Raw genomic sequence first — 18,801 nt, 5'->3', positions numbered from 1 at the left:
ACCTCCCTGATAGTTAAATAGAGCAAAAAGGGAAGCGCGCTGGTATCTTGTCGAATTCAGCACGCTTCATTGTTGACATATTACATGTGTATTAATTCCGAAGAGCTCCTTCTTGGGTACCTGTCCGTTTCCAGTCACACAGAACTGTGATCAAGCTATCCATCGTCGCTTCCTCTGCCATCAGAGTAACCTTTAGTCCAGCGGCCTCTGCGGTCTTCGCTGTAACCGGTCCGATACATGCAACCTCTACGTCTTCTAATAAAGACAACGGATCTTGCAACCCCATACGTTTCAACATACTCATGAAGTTGGTTACCGTCGATGAACTTGTAAAGGTCACCGCGTGAATACCGCCTTCTTCAAGCAGCTTGAGCAGTTCATCATCATCCTCACCGGCGAGGATCGTATCATAGATGATGGCTTCAGTGACTTGAAGCCCTCGTTCTCTCAACTGGTCACGTAACCACGTACGGGCCAGATCACCGTGCGGAAGCAGTACCTTCTGGCCTTCCTTCAATTCACTTTCAAAAGCCTCAAGCATACCTTCGGCCTGGAAAGGTCCTTTGACCACCTCAGCAACGATTCCATGTTTACGCAAAGCGTCTGCTGTAGCAGGTCCTACGGCAGCAATTCTCGCTTGATGAATTGAGCGAATATCCTTGCCTTCCTGTTCCAGATGGCGGAAGAAAAACTCCACGCCGTTCACACTTGTGAAAAATACCCAGTCAAAGGTATTTAAAGCACTGAACGCGTCTTTGACACTTTGCTTCGCAGATTCACTGGACGGCATAACCGTCTCAATGACCGGAAACTCATACGGCTCCCCGCCCAGTTCCTCAATGCGATCCACAAGTTCACTCGCCTGACTGCGAGCTCGGGTCACCAGGATTCGTTTGCCAAACAGCGGTAGCGCTTCTGCCCATTTCAACTGTTCCCGTTGATTCACGACATCCCCCACCACAATAACAGCTGGCGGTTGGAAATTGGCCGCAATCACTTTCGCTTCTATATCTTCAAGGGTACCTGTAATGGTATCCTGTTCTGCTCTTGTTCCCCAACGAATAAGAGCTACCGGTGTCTGCGCTGGACGACCATGACGAATCAACTGTTCGCTGATATATCCAATTTTGGCAACACCCATCATAAATACAAGTGTGCCCGTTGCATTCGTTACTTTATCCCAATGGATGCTGCGATCGAGCTTGTCCGGACTTTCATGCCCCGTAATGATAGAGATGGAGGACGCATAGTCACGGTGTGTCACGGGAATTCCGGCATAAGCAGGTACACTTATCGCAGCTGTTACCCCAGGCACAATCTCAAATGGAATTCCGTTCTTGTGCAGCAAATCTGCCTCTTCGCCGACGCGTCCAAAGATCGTCGGATCGCCGCCCTTAAGCCGAACCACAACCTTGCCTTCGAGAGCCAGATCAACCAGCAGTTGATTGATCTCTTCCTGTTTCATCGTATGCCGATCCGGGCGCTTGCCCACGTAAATCTTAACCGCGCCGGGTTTCATTTGTTTTAACAATCTCGGACTTGCCAAACGATCATAGACTACAGCATCGGCTTTACCGATGGATTCCCACCCTTTTACCGTAATCAGCTTTGCATCCCCAGGACCTGCTCCTACCAAAAAAACCTTCCCCACCATGTCTTCATCCCCTAACTTCTGCCAGTATCTGCTCTGCTCCCCGTTCGATCAATCTCCAAGCCACTTCTTCTCCCAGACGAACCGGGTCTTTGCCAGTCAGAGCTTCCTTAAGAATCAGTCCACCATCCGGTGTACCGACCATACCTGTTAATTGTAACGTGTTTTTGCCATTGAGGGAATCTGCATCTTGCTGAGGCAGCCATACCGCATGAGCACCAATCGGAACCTGACAGCCCCCATTCAATACACTGAGAAAACGGCGTTCCGCCAGTACAGGAAATGCTGTCTCGGGATCGTTATACAGCTGCAACAAGTGTAACAATTCCTCATCGTCTTCACGACATTCAATACCAAGCGCACCCTGGCCCACAGCCGGAAGGCAAGCTGTCTCGGTCAAGTACTCGGTAATCCGGTCTTCCCACCCCATCCGGTACAACCCTGCAGCAGCCAGAATAATCGCATCAAGACCTTCGGTCTCCAGCTTCCGCAGACGGGAATCGATATTGCCGCGAAGCGATTCCAATTGCAAATCCGGGCGATAGGCCTTCAGTTGACTGGACCTGCGCAGGCTGCTTGTACCAACTCTTGCCCCTTCTGGCAGTTGATCCAGAGTAAGTCCACCATTTGAAATTAACGCATCCCGTGGATCTGCACGACGGGGAACAGCACCATTAACTAATCCTTCAGGTAACTCGGAAGGCATGTCCTTCATACTGTGCACAGCCATATCAATGGTACGATCAAGCATCGCCTGTTCAATCTCTTTGACAAACAATCCTTTGCCTCCCACTTTTGACAGCGTTACATCCAGAATGAGATCTCCCTTCGTAACAATCTTATGTACTTCAAAGTCAAAAACTAATCCTTCCCGCTCACAAATGTCGCGTAAATCCTGAATGACATGGCCTGTCTGGGTTAGCGCAAGCGCGCTCTGTCTACTACCAACTTTAATTGTACGCATATCTATACTTCCTCCTGATTGCGGGATATCCAGTTCCCGATTTCTTCTTCGGTCCACCACTGAAAATGACCTGTACGAATGTCTTCTAATATGTGCATCTCAGTTAACTGCCGAAGCAAAGTGCTTCTCTGCCTAGAAGAAGATACGCGTGCCTTCACCTCGGTCCTCATCTGGTGCAAAAACTCAAGGTACGTCTCATACTCATCACCGAACTGTCGTTCTAGTGTGGCACGTATCTCTGCAGCTGCTGCCGGCCCTGCTCCTGCGGTGGATATCGCTATGCTTAATCTCCCACGCCTGACCACGCTGGGCGTAATAAAACTGCTGTGCTCCGAGGACATCGCGTCATTCACCAGTATGCCCTCAGCTTCAGCATCCCGAACCACAGCTGCATTGACCTCTGACCGGTCAGTCGCTGCATATACGAGAAAGGCCCCCCGCAAATCTCCATTGCGGTAGGACCGATCTATCCATTGAATTCGGGATTCATGATGCAATTGTTTTAATACGGGAGTAAGCTCCGGACTAATCACCGTAATCTGTGCCTCGGCATGCAGCAATCCCTTAATTTTGCGCTCGGCAACACGTCCACCACCAACCACACAGCAATTCTTGCCTGAAGTATTCACAAATATCGGTGTGTAACGTTCCATCCCCTTCACTCTCCCGTCCAACGATGAAACGCTGAATACGCATTGGATAAAAAACTCACAATGACAAATCCGTACCCGATCAATGTCCATCTTGCCATGATCATCGTAGAGAACTGTTTTCTTTTCTTGGATACGAAGTAACCTACATAGATGGCTATGGCAAGGCCTGTCGCAATAACTTTGAGATCCAGGAGTAGAATCCAGCGTCTTTCCGCCACAATGGATAATACGGCAAGCATCACAGAAACACCTAGGAGCGGTGTTCCGATCAACGTAGCACCGTCCATATACTTACCGATCACTTCCAGGCTTGGCAGCCGTCGCATCGTATCATTCCACTTTTTTTTCTTCAACTTATGGTGCAGGAACAGATATAACAAGGCAAATACCGTAGCGACGGTCAACGCCGCAAAACCAAGATTCGCCAAGGTGATATGCATGATGAGTAATCCATGTACCGTCTGCCAGTTATGCAGTGATATCTCTCCGGCCGTAAACCATAATCGGTTTAGTACAGTAACGGAAAAACCTACAACATTCAGCAACAAAATCACAAATTCGGAACGCTGGATACGGGTCATGACGAGAGACATCAGCACAATACTGAATGAAAAGATAAACAAAAAATCAAAGGTCGTGTAAATTGGGAAATGGCCTTCGGTCCACATGCGCAGTATGACATGTGTAACCTGCAGTCCCCAAACAACAACAAGAAACCCTGTGCCTGTCCGCTTCGCCCCCGCATTGCGTCGAATGCAGTCCGAGAAATAGAACAGTAGGCTCAGGGCATACATATAGATTAGAGCTTCATAGACTTGTTCAGCAAGGGTCAAGCTGCCCACCCGCCTTATACGCCTGCCGGAGCATAAGCCGGCACGGGGTCTTGCCGGTTTTCGTTAAGATGAGCGGCTGGTTTTGCCAAAGCTGTAGCATCACTCTGACTCACTTTTTCAGCAGCCATCTCCACTGCATCTTCCAGAGCGAAAATCTGAGTAAACATGCGCAGAGCTTCGTCACCTTGCTTCGTGCCTGCCATTTCCTTAATCCGATTAATCGGATCTGTCGTCATTTGATTCACAATACTCTTGGTCAAACGACGAATGACTTTACGTTGATGTTCATCAAGCTCAGGCAGTTTATTAAACAGGCTATCCATCGTTTCTTCATGAATGGAGACACCTTTTTCCTGCAAAGCACGAATAACGGGACGAACCCCCAACGTTTTGAGCCAATGATAATAATCTTCCATCTCAAGCTCGATCATTCTCTCAATTTTGGCAGCTTCCGCCTTACGCATCTCCAGGTTACTCTCCACGATTCCTTCCAGATCATCAATGTCATAGAGAAATACGTTGGATAATTCACCAATCGCCGGATCAATATCGCGCGGAACCGCAATATCAATCAGGAACAATGGACGAGATTGACGACGCTTCATGCTCTCCCGTACCACTGCTGCATCCATGACATATCGTTCAGCTCCAGTGGAACTAATTACAATGTCAACTTCATTAAGCCGATCTAATGCCTGTTCCATCGTACAAGGTGTACCCCGGAACTTGGCTGCCAATTCTTCGGCTCTTGCGAGCGTACGATTCGCTACGATGACTTCGGATGCCCCGTTCGCATAAAGATGTTTCACGGTTAGTTCACTCATCTTGCCGGCACCCAAAATGAGCACCTTCTTGTCTGTGAACATGCCAAAAATCCTCTTACCGAGCTCAACAGCAGCATAACTGACAGATACGGCGCTCTCCCCGATGGAAGTCTCCGAATGTGCCCGTTTGCCCAGCGTAACTGCCTGCTTGAACAGCATATTAAACCAGGTGCCTGTTGATTTCTCTTCCTGCGCTTTAAGAAAAGCCTGTTTCACCTGTCCAAGAATCTGAGTCTCACCAATGACCATGGAATCCAGTCCGCAGATCACACGGAACAAATGGCGCATGGCTTGGTCATCTTCATATATATATAAGTGTTGCGTAAATTCTTCCCGTGGTACATTAAACCATTGTTCCATGAATGTTCGAATAAAATAACCACACATGTGAAGACGGTCCACCACAACATACAACTCGGTACGGTTACATGTGGCTACGATTACACCTTCCAATACACTCTTGGTCAGCTTGAGCTGCTGCAGCGCTTCAGACAAGTCCTTTTCTGCAAATGTGAATCGTTCCCTAACCTCTACAGGCGCCGTGCGATAATTCAAACCAACGACAACGATGTGCATTGCAAGTTCACCTGCCTAATAAATTTCCAATCAAAGTGCTTACTGCATATGTCTATCCATTTATGATTGACATGGTTAATTATATCACACATCATAGCCTTGACCGGGTCATTTTTATGAAATGTTTATGAAATCCCCATGTTCATCATCATATGCACTGTCATTTATTGTAGTGTCTCACCAAAGTTCACCGTTATGCGTTAAAATGTGTCGATTCTCATATTCATAACGATATGGATATTAAAACAAATAGTCATGGAATAATTCCATGACTATTTGAGCTTGGGAGGTTATGAGCCCATCCCGATATGTGAACATTTTGTATGCAATATACTTATAATTATTTAAACCCGTTCGATCTGGTTGTTCATCTCTGGTGTTTCCACTTGCAATTCGCCCAATCCACGTACCAGCTTCTTTGCATACGTTTTTTCAGGCTTTAATACGGATACCAGATAGTCAATGGCCAGCTGTGGGTCAACGGTATCCCCACAAGTGTAACAATCAATCGCTGCAAAACCTCTCTCAGGATACGTATGAATGGAGAGATGGCTCTCAGACAATAGTACTAGTACGGTTGCTCCCTGCGGGTCAAACTGCTTGGACTGCACGGACATTACTGTCGCGCCACATGCCTCCGCTGCTTCAACCATTTGGGCTTGCAAGTACTCCGCATTGTTCAGTAGATTAAAGTCGACACCCCAAGTATCAACAGCAACGTGTCTTCCGAAAGTTGAATATTCCATCCTTCGGTTCCCCCTTCCTAGGAATAAAATGTTTGAAAAATTTCATCCGCTAGGACCTACGTCATTCACTTCCCGAGGGAAAAATCTCCCGCAACATATAATGTCCTGAGTGAATCCTGGTTCCTATATTGTTTTCAACGAGATTAAAAATAACATTGAATCAGCGTGAAATCAACCCTTTTCCAGAAGATTGTAAAATAAAAAAATCCGCCTGAAACCTCCGCATTGGCAAGTACCACTGCCCGGAAGAAACAAGGGGATTTATTACATTCATATACATGTATAAACATACAATTTCAGGTTAATAAGCTTCAAGCTCAAACAACCGTTTTTGATAACGCACAAGTCTCTGATCAATCTGTTGAAGCTGTTCAGCAGTCGCATCTTTTCTATTGTCCAGCAGTGAATCAATCTCGGCATACACACGGTTGATTTCGCGTTCTACATCTCTCGCCTGGAACAGATGTTGCAATTCAAGCAACGTATTTTTGTATTCATAGATCACTCGGGTGTTCTCCCCGGTTGTCTCCACAATTTTGCGGACAGTGCCTTGAGCATAAACATACGTCATGGTGAACCCTTTATAGATCCGATGAACAACCCCGTCACCCTTAAAAGTCATAAAGAGTTTTCGGACAACGTTGGTCAGATGCAGATTCACCAGGCGGCAAGATAACTCACAGATATAAAATCCTTCTATGCGGTCAAATGGGAAATGAACCTCTTCTCCACTTACATCCCCCAGCACAATCTCCTGACATCCATTGTCCAACACCTTAACCCGATGATGGAGACGGCCGTCTTCTGTCATGCGCAAAAACTGATGCATCTGGGGTTCTGACAATTTCATAGTCGCCTTAACATACTCTGTGGCTAACCGCTGAGCCATACAAATCCCTCAATTCTTTCCCGATTGTTTTGCCTTCCTGCACATGAAGCAGTAATCTCAAAATTCTTCAGGCCGGCAAAGCCGGTATTTTTGGTACTGTTGGCAACATGCACCTATGCTCATTATACACTACCCTAACGCTAATATGCTCCAGACCCAGATAATGAATCCTCACGAAATCCCATAAAAAACCGGATTAATCTTGATCTCAACAACGTTTCACTTAGCATGCTCCCATTCGCGCACTAAAATAGTATGCTAGCTCGGTTATCCGTTAATTTGATTGTTTTCTTCCTCTTCAGAAGCACTCTCTGCATCCGGCACTGGTGCATACTTATCAATGCGGGCATGGCGGGTAATGATGTCCCATAACTCTTCTTTCCCCAATCCCTCTTCGGATGAAAACGGTACAAACAAATCCCCTGAACGAAGACCCAAAGATTCCTTAATGACTTTGATATGTTTGGCTCTGCGTGTTTTGGGGATCTTGTCCATCTTGGTTGCTACCACAACCAAAGGCAATCCGTTATGACGAAGCCATTCATTCATCATCTTGTCTTCCTTGGATGGCTCATGTCTCATATCCACCATCTGCATAACCAGTTTCAATTCCTCGCGTCCGAGCAAGTATTTCTCCATCATCTTACCCCAGGCAAAGCGTTGCTCTTTGGAAACTTTAGCGTAGCCATATCCCGGGAAATCGACGAAGTAGAGATCCTGATTAATTTTATAATAGTTCAGCTGCTGTGTTTTACCTGGTGTTGCACTCGTCCGAGCCAGATTTTTACGATTGATCAAACGGTTGATCAGGGAAGATTTCCCCACATTGGAGCGTCCCGCCAACGCAATCTCTGGCAGACCGTCATCGGGGTATTGTTCAGGCCGAACGGCACTGATAATAAATTCAGATTGATTTACTTTCATATTGTATCTTTCCTCTCTTGAACGCCTTTGCTATGCATAACCTGTTAAAGTTATTATGCCATGGATTGTTCTATCATACCAAAAAAACCGTTCCAGCGGACGCCGAAGCCTCCGCAGAACGGTCTAATCTTCATACGAACCTTTCGGATACATGGATTACAGGTGAATTCCTGCCTGCTCAACAAGCGCATGCTGCAATACCTGATCCATATGGGCTACAGGGACAAACTCCACATCTTCCTTGATGCTGTCTGGAATGTCACGCAGGTCCCGTTCGTTATCCTTGGGCAATAATATTTTTTTATAACCTGCACGATGGGCTGCCAGTGATTTCTCTTTCAAACCACCAATTGGCAATACACGTCCACGCAATGTTATTTCACCAGTCATCGCGATATCCTTGGACACATGTTTGTTCGTCAGGGCTGAGATTAACGCTGTTGCCATCGTAATTCCAGCAGATGGACCATCCTTCGGAATCGCTCCTTCCGGAACGTGAATATGGATATCGTTCTTCTCATGGAAGTCTGGCGCGATCCCGAGCTGAGTAGCTTTGGAACGCGTGTAACTGAATGCGGCTTGTGCCGATTCCTTCATGACATCCCCCAGTTTACCCGTCAGAGTCAATTTACCTGTTCCAGGCACAACTGTCACTTCAATAACAAGGGTATCTCCGCCCACTTCAGTCCACGCCAGACCCGTTACGGTACCAATCTGATCCTCCAGTTCGGCCATGCCATAACGGAACTTGCCAGGTCCAAGGTAGTCTTTGATCTTATCTGATGTGATACTAATCTGCCCCTCTGCACCAGATACGATATTCTTGGCAGCTTTCCGGCATAACGAAGCCATCTGTTGTTCCAGATTACGCACACCTGACTCCCGTGTATACTCACGAATTACACGCAAGAGCGCGTCATCCGGAATTTCCAGTTGCTCTTCTTCCAGACCATGGTCCTGCTTCTGTTTGGGCAACAAATAGTTTTTAGCAATTTGCAGCTTCTCCAGCTCTGTGTAACCAGGGATGTTGAGCATTTCCATCCGATCCAGCAATGGACGCGGAATATTGTGTACCGTGTTGGCAGTTGTTATAAACATAACGTTGGATAAGTCAAACGGCAATTCTACAAAATGATCACTAAACGTATTGTTCTGTTCCGGATCCAGGACTTCAAGTAACGCTGCCGAAGGGTCTCCGCGGAAATCCGAAGCCATCTTATCGATCTCGTCGAGCAGGAATACCGGATTAAGTGAACCCGCCGTTTTCATCCCTTGAATGATACGACCAGGCATAGCTCCTACATAGGTGCGTCGGTGTCCACGAATCTCAGCTTCATCACGCACGCCGCCAAGAGAGATTCTAACAAACTCCCGCCCCAGTGATCTTGCGATCGAACGGGCAAGTGATGTTTTACCGACCCCCGGAGGTCCAACCAGGCAGAGAATTGGCCCTTTGAGCTTTTTGACGAGCTTCTGGACAGCCAGATATTCAAGCACACGTTCTTTGGGCTTTTCCAACCCGTAATGATCTGCGTTGAGCACATCCTCGGCTTTTTGGATATCCAGATCATCTGCTGTCATTTGGCTCCAAGGAAGGCCGAGCAGCCAATCCACGTAGTTGCGAATGACTCCGCCCTCGGCTGAGCTTGCAGGCATTTTCTCCAGTCGATCAATTTCTTTCTCAACCTTTTCTTTCACTTTGTCCGGCAAGCCGAGTTCTTCCATCTGATTGCGAAGTTCCTCAACCTCACCTGCACGACCTTCTTTTTCACCCAGTTCTTTCTGGATCGCTTTCATCTGCTCGCGCAGATAATATTCCTTTTGCGTTTTCTCCATCTGTTTCTTCACACGTTGGCTGATCTTGCGTTCAAGCTCCAGCACTTCGCGCTCATTGTTCAGGATATCCAGCAATTTCTCCAGACGTTCCCGCACATCGATGGTCTCCAGAATTTCCTGTTTATCCTTGATCTTCAAGGACAGGTGACTCGTGATGACATCAGCCAGTCGCCCTGGTTCTTCGATGTCAGACACCGCTGCGAGTGTCTCTGGTGTCACCTTTTTGGACAGATTAATATAATTCTCGAACTGGTTCAGAACAGTACGCATCAAGGCATCCGTCTCTGGATGGGTATTCTCCTCTTCAGGCAGCTCTTTGGCCAGTACTTCATAATATTCCTCATTGTCCGTATATTCAATAATTTCGGCCCGTTCCAAGCCTTCCACGAGTACACGAATCGTACCGTTCGGAAGCTTCAGCATCTGTCTGACCTTGGCCACGGTTCCGATTCTGAAAATGTCCTCTTGTGTTGGTTCTTCAATATTTACTTCGGCTTGGGAACATAGGAGAATCAAATGTTCTTCTACCATCGCTTTTTCTAAAGCCTTGACCGATTTCTCCCGGCCCACATCGAGATGCAGTACCATACTCGGGTAGACGAGAAGTCCTCTTAAAGGCAGTAAAGGAAAACGACGACCTTTTACTTTGCTCGGTCCCATCGCTTTCGCACCTCCAATGGCTCTCAGGTTGTAGTCATTCATTATTCTATCAAATGTTCACATAAAAAACCAATGAAGGGAAGCGCTTAGCAGCTTCCCGAATCTGTAACCTGTCCTGGACGAGGCACGTCAGCACGCAAATAGGAAGCGGATGCCGGTGGAAAAATCTCCGGTGCAGGTGCAATTGCCTCCTCTGCAAGCTTCGTCTGTTCCATCTGTTGTGATTCCGGAACCCAGGCGAACACTTCACGGAATACGTCCTGTACCGTATCTACCGGAATAACGCGCAAGCCATCCAGATTCTCGAAAATGGACTGCCAGTTCTCCGCAGGAATAATAACCGTCTTTGCTCCCGCCTGAAAAGCAGCCTCCACCTTGGCCAGCACCCCACCAATAGGCTTTACCCGACCATGAATACTGATCTCGCCAGTCATCGCTGTCTCATGATCCACAGGGCGTCCCTGAATGGCTGATGTAATGGCCGTCGCCATGGCAATCCCGGCGGATGGTCCATCAATAGGTGTCCCACCTGGGAAATTCACGTGTAAATCATAATCATTCGGACGAATACCCATGGCTTTTAATACGGTTAACACATTTTCAACCGAGCCTTTAGCCATACTTTTTCGCCGGAGTGTACGCGAACCGCCTCCAATCTCTTCTTCATCCACAACGCCTGTAATGTTGATTCGGCCTTGATCCTTAAGGGCAGGAACAGCAGACACTTCAATTTCCAAAATGGTTCCCATATTCGGTCCATATACCGCCAAGCCGTTCACAAACCCCACCTGCGGCTGTGAGGGGACCTTTCGGTCAGGCCGGGGCTGAATCTGGCTACTACCAGCCACCCACTCCACATCGGACGCCTGAAGCGTCTCACGCTTCTCTGTCAACGCAAGTCCAGCAGCAAGCTGGATGATATTGACGGCTTCACGCCCATTGGTTGCATATCGCTTAACCACATCAACGGCATCCGGACATGGACTGAACCCTATTTTCTGAACTGCATCTTCTGCAATTTGTCCAATCTCCTCAGGCAACAAAGGGCGGAAATAAACTTCCATGCAGCGCGAACGCAAAGCTGGTGGCAGTTCATGCGGTGAACGTGTCGTTGCTCCAACAAGGCGGAAGTCGGCTGGCAAACCATTTTGAAAAATATCGTGGATATAAGCAGGAGTATGCGTGTCTTCCGAGTTATAGTACGCACTCTCCAAAAACACCTTGCGATCCTCCAACACTTTCAACAACTTATTCATCTGGATGGAATGCAATTCACCAATTTCATCAATAAAAAGCATGCCTCCGTGCGCTTTCGTCACAGCCCCCGGTTTCGGTTGGGGAATACCTGCAACGCCCATGGCTCCTGCTCCCTGATATATCGGATCATGAACCGAACCGATTAGAGGATCCGCAATACCACGTTCATCAAAACGGGCTGTTGTTGCATCCAGCTCGGTGAATTTGGCGTCCGGTTTGAAAGGAGAAGATGGATTCTTCTTCGCTTCTTCCAGCACAACCCTTGCGGCAGCTGTCTTCCCGACTCCGGGAGGACCATAAATGATAACATGTTGCGGATTCGCACTGCATAATGCAGCTTTAAGGGCACGAAGCCCGTCTTTTTGTCCAACAATATCGTTAATGGTCGCGGGACGCGTCTTCTCCGACAACGGCTTGGTGAGTGAGATTGAACGCAGCTTGCGCAACTTCTCCAGTTCCTTGCGAGATTCTCGCTCAACGGCACTGCGGTTCGTTTTCTGGCCACGCAGCAGGTTCCAGAAATATAAACCAATCACCACTCCAAAAAATAACTGAATCAACATGATGACCATACCAAATTCCATGTCTTCACATCCTCCTATTTTGTCGCTATTCTCACATGAGATCGTGCTAATACTTGGTAGTATAGCCTTTTCAGCGAGACGTAAACGGGCGATGCGGAATTTGTATGCGAGAATATCAAAAGCCCGCCATCGCTGGCGGGCTTTTGTTGTAACCAGATATGAATCAATCAGTGCGAACGACCAGGAATGACACCTGTCTCTTCATAGGCTTCGACGATTTTATCGATCTCTTTTTTCAATTCCTCAACCATAATCTCTTCAGGCACTTTACGGATCATCTTGCCGTGACGGAACAAGAGACCTTCTCCACGAGCACCGGCAATCCCGATATCCGCTTCTTTTGCCTCACCTGGACCATTCACTGCACAACCCAACACGGATACTTTAATGGGCACCTTCAGTTTGGAGATATACTCTTCCACTTCGTTGGCAATGGAGAACAGATCGATATCCAAACGTCCACAGGTTGGGCAAGAGATCAATGTGGCTGCATTTGTAATTAGTCCAAATGTTTTGAGCAGATCACGAGCAACCTTGATTTCTTCTACCGGGTCTGCACTCAGTGATATCCGCATCGTAGAACCAATGCCCATGGACAACAAGGCTCCCATACCTGCTGAGCTTTTAATCGTACCCGAGAACAGTGTACCTGCTTCAGTGATTCCGAGATGCAACGGATACGGTATGATCTGAGCTGCTTTGGTATATGCCTCAATGGCCATCGGCACATCCGATGCTTTGAGTGACACGATGATATCGTGAAAATCAAGCTCTTCCAGAATACCAATGTGATACAATGCACTTTCTACCATAGCATCGGCCGTAGGATACCCATACTTCTCAAGAAGATGGTTTTCCAAAGACCCCGCATTTACCCCGATCCGAATTGGAATACCACGCTCTTTACATGCTTTCACAACTTCTTCCACTTTGGAACGTTTACCGATGTTGCCTGGATTAATCCGTACTTTATCAATACCATTCTCAATCGCAAGCAAAGCCAGCTTATAGTTAAAATGAATGTCCGCTACGAGCGGTATATTAATGCGTTTCTTGATTTCCTTGATGGCTGCAGCAGCTTCCTCATTATTCACCGTGACACGTACCACTTGACAGCCGGCTTCTTCCAGTCGCAAAATCTCTGCTACCGTTGCTTCAACGTCTGCCGTTTTGGTTGTACACATACTTTGGATAATAACTTCGTTACTGCCACCGATCGTTACGTTTCCCACTTTTACGGGACGTGTATCCTGTCTTAAATACATGAGTGATTTCTCTCCCCACAACGTCAAAGCTCCACCCTGACAGAGACATGAATTCGCCTTCTGCCAGAGTGGAGAACTGACAAGTCTATAATTCAGAGTTCAACGGGATTCAGACCTTTATTAGGCGCTTTCTTCCTGCTTATCGTCCTTCGATTGGCTTAGTTCAGGCACGACTCTTTTCTCAACCACTTCTTCAGTAATGACACAGTTCGTAACATCTTCACGTGAAGGCACTTCATACATGATTTCAAGCATGATACCTTCAATGATGGCACGCAATCCACGTGCACCCGTGTTACGTTTGATCGCTTCTTTGGCAATCGCGAGCAATGCAGCTGGTTCAAATACCAGGTTCACATTATCCAGCTCAAGCAGTTTTTGGTACTGTTTCGTAAGCGCGTTTTTCGGTTCGGAAAGAATCCGTACCAATGTATCTTCATCCAGCGGCTCCAAAGTGGAGATGACTGGCAGACGGCCTACAAACTCCGGAATCAGACCAAATTTCAGCAAATCTTCCGGCAATACCATACCCAGATATTCACCTGGTTTCAGGTCTTTTTGCTCAGAAACGGTATTGAAGCCAATGACTTTTTTACCGATCCGGCGTTTGATCATTTGCTCCAGACCATCAAAGGCACCGCCGCAAATGAACAGGATGTTCGTTGTATCGATCTGAATGAATTCTTGATGAGGATGCTTACGGCCACCTTGTGGTGGTACAGAAGCCACAGTTCCTTCAAGAATCTTCAAGAGAGCCTGTTGCACACCTTCGCCCGATACATCACGAGTAATGGATGGGTTTTCGGATTTACGTGCTACTTTATCAATCTCATCGATATAAATAATGCCACGCTCTGCTTTTTCCACATCATAATCAGCAGCTTGAATCAGCTTAAGCAGGATGTTCTCTACATCCTCACCCACATAACCCGCTTCTGTTAATGAAGTAGCATCTGCAATCGCAAAAGGAACATTCAGAATTTTTGCCATCGTTTGCGCAAGCAACGTTTTACCAGAACCTGTTGGTCCTAACAGCAAAATGTTACTCTTTGACAATTCAACGTCTTCAATCTTGCTTTGTGTGTTAATCCGTTTGTAATGATTATACACCGCAACAGACAATGATTTTTTCGCTTGTTCCTGTCCAATAACATATTGATCCAGAATATTACGAATTTCTTTTGGTTTCGGAATATCTTTCAGGTCTATTTCTTCATCATGACCGAGTTCTTCCTCAACGATTTCAGTGCAAAGTTCGATACATTCATCACAAATGTACACGCCTGGTCCAGCGACCAACTTGCGTACCTGCTCCTGAGATTTACCGCAAAAAGAGCATTTCAATTGCCCTTTTTCATCGTTAAATTTAAACATGAAACCACCCCTTTAGGAATTGATCGGTCTACTGAGCACCTGGTCAATAATGCCGTACGTCTTAGCTTCTTCAGCGCTCATGAAGAAGTCACGGTCTGTATCCCGCTCAATTTTCTCAAGAGGCTGACCCGTACGATCGACGTATATTTGATTCAGTTTCTGACGTGTTTTAATAATCCATTCTGCGTGTATCTTAATATCCGCAGCCTGTCCTTGAATACCGCCAAGCGGCTGATGAATCATTACTTCGCTGTTTGTCAGCGCATATCTTTTGCCAGGTGCACCGGCTGTTAGCAATAACGAGCCCATGCTTGCTGCCATCCCTACGCAAATGGTAGATACATCCGGCTTGATAAACTGCATCGTATCGTATATACCCATCCCTGCGGTGACAGAACCACCAGGTGAGTTAATGTACAAGCTGATATCCTTCTCAGGATCGTCGGCTGCCAAAAACAAAAGCTGTGCTATGACAAGATTGGCTACATCGTCATCAATCGCACTGGTTAGAAAGATAATGCGATCTTTCAGCAAACGTGAATATATATCGTAAGACCGTTCGCCTCGATTGGTTTGTTCTATAACCATTGGCACCAGACTCATGAGACCAACCTCTTTTCTACATGTAATTAGACATAGGCCACCTGTAAAGCAAACCCAAATTCATTCTAACACTTTCCTGTGACAATGTCATTTTTCACAAGAGAGGTCAGACAACCGTTTGTTTACTTTTTTAGCCTGATCATATTTAACCATGTTTTCTATGTATGTGCAAATTGAAGCCATCCTATGCCGTCTTGCCGTTTTTTATTTGCATGAAGTACATAGGTATGTAAAAAGTGTACACCGATCAATAAAATTAGTATTCATCCATATAATTACTTCAGTTTCTATAAAATGGATGTCATAATTTAAAAATAAGGCACGCAATAGTTCACGTGCCTTATCGTTTATTCAACTGACAAGTTGATTACAGCTTGTCTTATTTTTCGTCAGCTTCTGCAACAACCTCTTCAGCTGGAGCTTCAACTGGTTCAACAACTGTGCTGTTCTCAACAAGAACGTCAATTGTTTTACGCAGTTTTACTTCATCGCGAAGGCTGTCCAGGGAACCATTACCTTCGAGGATGCCACGGATCTCTTCAGCAGGACGCTTGTAAGATTCAGCCATTTTCTCGAGTTCTTGATTCACTTCTTCGTCAGATACTTCAATGTTTTCCGCTTTACCTACAGCTTCAAGCACCAGGTTGTTGCGAACACGTTTGGAAGCATCTTCTTGCATTTGTCCTCTCAGGTCAGCTTGAGTCTGGCCAGAGAAGCTCAGGAACATTTCAAGGTTCATACCTTGGTTACGCAGACGGTTGTCGAAATCACGCATCATGTTTTGTACTTCGCTGTCAACCATTGCAGCCGGAATGTCCACTTCAGCGTTCTCAGCCACTTTTTCTACAACTGCATTTTCCTGTGCAGCTTTGGCTTCGTCAGCTTTACGGGATTCCAATTGTGTTTTCAGGTCAGCTTTGTACTCTTCAAGTGTGTCGAATTCGCTAACATCTTTAGCAAACTCATCATCCAATGCAGGAAGCTGTTTGCGTTTGATTTCGTGAATTTTCACTTTGAATACCGCTTGTTTGCCAGCAAGTTCTGCTGCATGGTAGCTCTCTGGGAAAGTCACTTCAACGTCTTTGAAGTCACCTGTGGACAGACCCACAACTTGCTCTTCAAATCCAGGAATGAATGTGTTGGAACCCAGTTCCAGGGAATAACGCTCAGCTTGTCCACCTTCGAAAGGTACACCATCAACGGAACCGTCGAAGTCGATTACTGCAACGTCACCGTTAGCAGCGGAACCTTCGTCGATTACAACGAGTTCAGCGTGACGTTGTTGAAGACGCTCAAGTTCTTCAGTCACTTCTGCATCCGTTACTTCACCTTTTGCTACAGCAACTTCGATTCCTTTGTACTCACCCAGAGTAACTTCAGGTTTCACAGTTACTTTCGCTTTGAACTTGAATGTTTGTCCTTTAGCGAATTGTTCAACATCTACGTCAGGACGATCAACCGGGAAGATATCCGTTTGGTCGATTGCTTCTGTATAAGCTTCAGGAAGCAAAATGTCGATTGCTTCTTGATAAAGGCTCTCAACACCAAAACGTGCTTCGAAGATGGAACGTGGTACTTTACCTTTACGGAATCCAGGTACGTTTGCTTGTTTAACCACTTTATTAAAAGCTTTGTCGAGTGCTGCAGTTACACGATCCGCATCCACTTCAACCTCAAGAACCCCAAGGTTCTTCTCTATCTTTTCCCAAGTTGCTTTCATTGTATACTTTCCCCTCCAAAATTCACATGTTCACGTAGGCAATCACGTACAAAATAACCATTTTAGTATAAACAAGATTAGATTCTTTTTCAAGGGGAATCCCTTGATACAGTTTAAGGAAAACGTTTCCGACCTCGATTAACCGTCCAAACCGGCTGATACAAACTGTTTCATGGAACGATAAGCCTGCTCCAGACGAAAGCGCATCGCGCCTGTCACAGCATACATTGAGCGTGTATTCTCCTCATCATGCGAACCACCCAAACTGTCTGCAACGGTCATATGTAGAGCTGCTGCCCATATATCTGTCATGGAATCATTTTCTTCCAGCATCGATACATAATCGCGGGTTCCATACACCGCCATGACATATTGTATCCACAGTTCCTGGGCAAAATAAAAGAGCGTAGGTTCATGAACCTCCGTCTGATCTGCCACTCGTTCCAGAATCTGAACAATTTGGAGCGGGAATTCCTCTGGTCTAAGAGGTACGGTATCGATTTCGACTTCAACCTGCTCTTCGCCTCTCGTAAACTGGATCATACCTTGAACACCTCGCCGACGCAAGGTCTGCAGCACCCGAAATTGAAGAAGAGGGTGAAGCGACTTATCTCTTAACCAACTCGTAAGTGCCTCGTCAATCTTCGGCAGATCAAGATAGGCCAGTTGCTCCAAAGCCAGCATCGTCTGTTCAGACAGCGGCTCTTCCATGGCTGTGCGAAGCATCTTGTCTGCATAGCCATCATCCTGTTGAAGCTTCATTCGGGCATGATGCCGTGCCATGTCTTCCTCACTGATCTCTTCTTCCTCTTCTCGTTCTTCAAGAAAGGCAGGCGAGGTTTCTTCATATTGAGGGAACGCAGCCTGAAGCCATTCGAGCAGAGCTCGCCATTCATCATAGTGGCGCTCTTCCTGTCCCTGACATTGCAGCAAAAAGTGAAGCAATTTCATCGCTTCACCATACCGTTCATTTTCAAGCATAACTGTCAATTGAATCTGGTAATAGTCCAGCGTCTTAGGAAACAGCACAATATTGTTGTTATGCTCGGTTTCCGGGGTCGTGGATTCCTTAATGGGAGCACCTCCTCTATATCCTGAATTTCCAGTTGGAATTAACCTAAATAGATGTATATATTATATTGAATGTCGATCTATTTTTGATTTCTCCTGATATTCTAACATAACCTTAAATATAATGAAAAAAACGTTACTGCCGCCAAATATCATATACGAAAAATACATCAAAATAAAATGCTTGATATTCCTGTATGCATGTGATAAAATCAATTTTGCTTGAAAAAATCATGTCTCAGTAGCTCAGCTGGATAGAGCAACGCCCTTCTAAGGCGTCGGTCGGGGGTTCGAATCCCTCCTGGGACGTATTAAAGAAAACTTCCTTCGGGAAGTTTTTTTGCGTTCTGGGGATGAGAACCCCAATGGTT

15 protein-coding genes and 1 tRNA gene are annotated in these 18,801 nt (G+C 46.3%); 1 reads left to right on the top strand and 15 read right to left on the bottom strand.

The window, feature by feature from the left end; genetic code table 11:
• Nucleotides 1-91 precede the first annotated feature (91 nt).
• The 15 genes from cobA to ACTHPG_RS22520 all read right to left on the bottom strand — a co-directional run bounded on the left by cobA (nt 92) and on the right by ACTHPG_RS22520 (nt 18,433).
• The gene (gene cobA, locus ACTHPG_RS22590) at nt 92-1,654 is read right to left on the bottom strand and encodes a uroporphyrinogen-III C-methyltransferase (RefSeq protein WP_440391624.1); all 1,563 of its coding nucleotides are present in this window, start codon (nt 1,652-1,654) and stop codon (nt 92-94) included.
• 4 nt (nt 1,655-1,658) lie between these two features.
• Entirely contained in the window at nt 1,659-2,615 is a 957-nt protein-coding gene (hemC, locus tag ACTHPG_RS22585; RefSeq protein ID WP_440391622.1) for a hydroxymethylbilane synthase, read from the bottom strand.
• 2 nt (nt 2,616-2,617) lie between these two features.
• Nucleotides 2,618-3,268, bottom strand: coding sequence for a precorrin-2 dehydrogenase/sirohydrochlorin ferrochelatase family protein (locus tag ACTHPG_RS22580; RefSeq protein WP_440391621.1), 651 nt, complete (start codon nt 3,266-3,268; stop codon nt 2,618-2,620).
• A 5-nt stretch (nt 3,269-3,273) separates the two neighbouring features.
• Nucleotides 3,274-4,101, bottom strand: coding sequence for a cytochrome c biogenesis protein CcsA (ccsA, locus tag ACTHPG_RS22575; protein ID WP_440391620.1), 828 nt, complete (start codon nt 4,099-4,101; stop codon nt 3,274-3,276).
• Between the two features lie 14 nt (nt 4,102-4,115).
• Nucleotides 4,116-5,501: a glutamyl-tRNA reductase gene (gene hemA, locus ACTHPG_RS22570; RefSeq protein ID WP_440391619.1), complete on the bottom strand. Its 1,386-nt coding sequence runs from the start codon at nt 5,499-5,501 to the stop codon at nt 4,116-4,118.
• A gap of 344 nt (nt 5,502-5,845) precedes the next feature.
• On the bottom strand, nt 5,846-6,247 hold the full coding sequence (speD, locus tag ACTHPG_RS22565) for an adenosylmethionine decarboxylase (protein ID WP_440391618.1): 402 nt from the start codon (nt 6,245-6,247) through the stop codon (nt 5,846-5,848).
• A gap of 301 nt (nt 6,248-6,548) precedes the next feature.
• Nucleotides 6,549-7,136 (bottom strand): non-ribosomal peptide synthetase module, encoded by a 588-nt coding sequence (locus tag ACTHPG_RS22560; protein WP_440391617.1) that lies wholly within the window; start codon nt 7,134-7,136, stop codon nt 6,549-6,551.
• Nucleotides 7,137-7,403: 267 nt separating this feature from the next.
• A complete protein-coding gene (yihA, locus tag ACTHPG_RS22555; RefSeq protein ID WP_440391616.1) occupies nt 7,404-8,060 on the bottom strand; it encodes a ribosome biogenesis GTP-binding protein YihA/YsxC in 657 nt (218 codons plus the stop codon).
• A gap of 156 nt (nt 8,061-8,216) precedes the next feature.
• Complete coding sequence (gene lon / locus ACTHPG_RS22550; protein ID WP_440391615.1) at nt 8,217-10,556, bottom strand: endopeptidase La; 2,340 nt, start codon at nt 10,554-10,556, stop codon at nt 8,217-8,219.
• A gap of 86 nt (nt 10,557-10,642) precedes the next feature.
• The gene (lonB, locus tag ACTHPG_RS22545) at nt 10,643-12,397 is read right to left on the bottom strand and encodes an ATP-dependent protease LonB (protein WP_440391614.1); all 1,755 of its coding nucleotides are present in this window, start codon (nt 12,395-12,397) and stop codon (nt 10,643-10,645) included.
• 167 nt (nt 12,398-12,564) lie between these two features.
• Nucleotides 12,565-13,662, bottom strand: coding sequence for a flavodoxin-dependent (E)-4-hydroxy-3-methylbut-2-enyl-diphosphate synthase (ispG, locus tag ACTHPG_RS22540; RefSeq protein WP_339237119.1), 1,098 nt, complete (start codon nt 13,660-13,662; stop codon nt 12,565-12,567).
• Nucleotides 13,663-13,782: 120 nt separating this feature from the next.
• Nucleotides 13,783-15,036 (bottom strand): ATP-dependent protease ATP-binding subunit ClpX, encoded by a 1,254-nt coding sequence (gene clpX / locus ACTHPG_RS22535; protein ID WP_253440333.1) that lies wholly within the window; start codon nt 15,034-15,036, stop codon nt 13,783-13,785.
• Between the two features lie 12 nt (nt 15,037-15,048).
• Nucleotides 15,049-15,639, bottom strand: coding sequence for an ATP-dependent Clp endopeptidase proteolytic subunit ClpP (clpP, locus tag ACTHPG_RS22530; protein ID WP_036605886.1), 591 nt, complete (start codon nt 15,637-15,639; stop codon nt 15,049-15,051).
• Nucleotides 15,640-16,018: 379 nt separating this feature from the next.
• On the bottom strand, nt 16,019-17,359 hold the full coding sequence (tig, locus tag ACTHPG_RS22525; RefSeq protein WP_440391613.1) for a trigger factor: 1,341 nt from the start codon (nt 17,357-17,359) through the stop codon (nt 16,019-16,021).
• A gap of 138 nt (nt 17,360-17,497) precedes the next feature.
• Nucleotides 17,498-18,433, bottom strand: a complete 936-nt coding sequence (locus ACTHPG_RS22520) for a hypothetical protein (RefSeq protein ID WP_440391657.1) — start codon at nt 18,431-18,433, stop codon at nt 17,498-17,500.
• Between the two features lie 232 nt (nt 18,434-18,665).
• On the opposite strand from ACTHPG_RS22520, the gene ACTHPG_RS22515 reads away from it, so the two are divergent.
• A tRNA-Arg gene (locus ACTHPG_RS22515) sits at nt 18,666-18,739 on the top strand.
• The last annotated feature ends 62 nt before the right edge of the window (nt 18,740-18,801 follow it).

Origin of the sequence: Paenibacillus sp. SAF-068, assembly GCF_051967555.1 — a bacterium.
GTDB lineage: Bacteria > Bacillota > Bacilli > Paenibacillales > Paenibacillaceae > Paenibacillus.
Note: the sequence above shows the minus strand (reverse complement) of the source record. Positions and strands in the feature narration are given on the sequence as shown.